We start from the raw sequence: 1698 nt of genomic DNA, 5'->3' as shown, positions 1-1698 counted from the left end.
GCCAGGGGGAGAGGGCGTATTCGTACGCCGTCGCCCGGACCCAGCCGCCCGGGTCGCGGTCGCGGGCCACCTCGGGCCAGCGCTGCCAGGCCGCCTGGAACGCCCGCTCCACCGCCTCGCGGGCCAACTCCCGCCGCCCGGTCAGCAGATAGGTCTGGCGGACCAGGGCGGGGGCGCAGAACGCGTAGAGTGCGTCGAACGCCTGATCAGGGGTCAGGGAGAGTGCGGTGTTCTGCGTCACGGCTCACCCCTCTGTGTGAAAAGGCACATAAGAATATATTGGGCGACACTTCGGTGGTTCGCCTGTTACGCCGGGAAAGCGCGTGTCGTTGGGAGCATGGCGGACGTGATGCCGCTGACACTCCGTCGCATGTCGTCGTCCCTGCGGTCCCGGTTGCGCGACCGTTCGCCCGGCCTCGGGCCCGCGCTGGCGGGCGGTGCGCTCGCGGCCGGGCTCGGGCTCGGCGGGTGCGCGGCGCTGGTGATGGTGCTGTGGGTCAGTTCGCCCTATCCGGACAGCGGCCCCGGCGGGGCGCTGCATGTCGCGGCCGCTCTGTGGCTGCTGGCGCACGGGGTCGAACTGGTCCGCGCCGAGACGCTGTCCGGGGCACCCCAGCCGGTCGGGCTGACCCCGTTGCTGCTGCTCGCCCTGCCGGTGTGGCTGGTGTACCGGGCCGCGCGGGACGCCACGGACGCGTCCGAAGAGCCCGACGGCCCGCCGCCGGTTCCCGCGCGCACGGCGTGGACCGGGGTCGTGCTCGGGTACCTCGGCGTGGGTGCGGCTGCCACGCTGTACGCCTTCGGGGGTGAACCCCGTCCCGAGTGGATCTGGGTGACGGTGTGTCTGCCGCTCCTCGCCGGCGGCGCCGCGGGGGTCGGGGTCTGGACGGGCGCCGGGCGTCCGCATCCGCCGGTGTCGTCCCGGCTGCCCCAGTGGGTACGGGGGGACGTGCTCGGTACGGCGGCCCGCGCGGCCGGAGCGGCCACGGCCGTGCTCACCGGGGGCGGGGCGCTGATCCTCGGCGCGTCCCTGGTCTGGCACGGGGACACCGCCCGGCTGGCGTTCACCCAGCTCACGCAGGGGTGGACCGGGCGGCTCACGGTGCTGCTGCTCGCCGTCACGCTGGTCCCCAACGCGGCCCTCTGGTCGGCCTCCTACGCGCTCGGCCCCGGATTCCCGCTCGGAGCCGGGCACATGGTGCATCCCCTCGCCTCGGACCCGGCCCCGCTGCTGCCTCCGTTCCCGCTGCTCGCGGCCGTCCCCGACGCGGGTGCCGGTACGCCGCTGAACTGGGCGGCCGCCCTGGTGCCGGTGACGGCCGGGGTGACGGCGGGCTGGTTCGTGGCAGCGGCCGCCGTGAGACGGGGCCGCCCCTGGCTGCACTGGTCGGCGGGACGAAGCGTCGGCGTACTGGCCCTGGCCGCCCTGCTCTGCGGCCTCGCCCTCACCCTCCTCGCCGAACTCTCCGGCGGCCCCCTGGGCACCTCGACCCTCTCCCGGTTCGGGCCCGTGGCCTGGCGAACCGGCTCGGCGGCCGCCCTCTGGCTCCTTCTCCTGGGCACCCCGGTGACCCTCACCGCGAGAGCCTGGCGCCTTGGCACCCTCCGCCGCGCAGGCGTACTGCCGTCCCGCCGCACGAAGAAGCGCACCTCGCCGACCGGCGTGAAGGCCCCCGACGCGACGGAAGCACCCCCGAA

At 75.2% G+C, this 1698-nt stretch carries 2 protein-coding genes; one reads left to right on the top strand and one right to left on the bottom strand.

Annotation, left to right across the window (positions count from 1 at the left end):
* On the bottom strand, positions 1-241 hold a 241-nt coding region (locus tag CCN33_RS29815; protein ID WP_483027266.1), incomplete at its 3' end, for a SigE family RNA polymerase sigma factor.
* Positions 242-337: 96 nt separating this feature from the next.
* On the opposite strand from CCN33_RS29815, the gene CCN33_RS29810 reads away from it, so the two are divergent.
* Positions 338-1698, top strand: a 1361-nt coding sequence (locus CCN33_RS29810; RefSeq protein WP_244173988.1) for a cell division protein PerM, incomplete at its 3' end; no start/stop codon positions are given.

Origin of the sequence: Streptomyces recifensis (genome assembly GCF_002154615.1) — a bacterium.
Lineage (GTDB): Bacteria > Actinomycetota > Actinomycetes > Streptomycetales > Streptomycetaceae > Streptomyces > Streptomyces griseoluteus.
The sequence above is the reverse complement of the archived record's forward strand: the minus strand, read 5'-3'. Positions and strand labels throughout refer to the sequence as shown.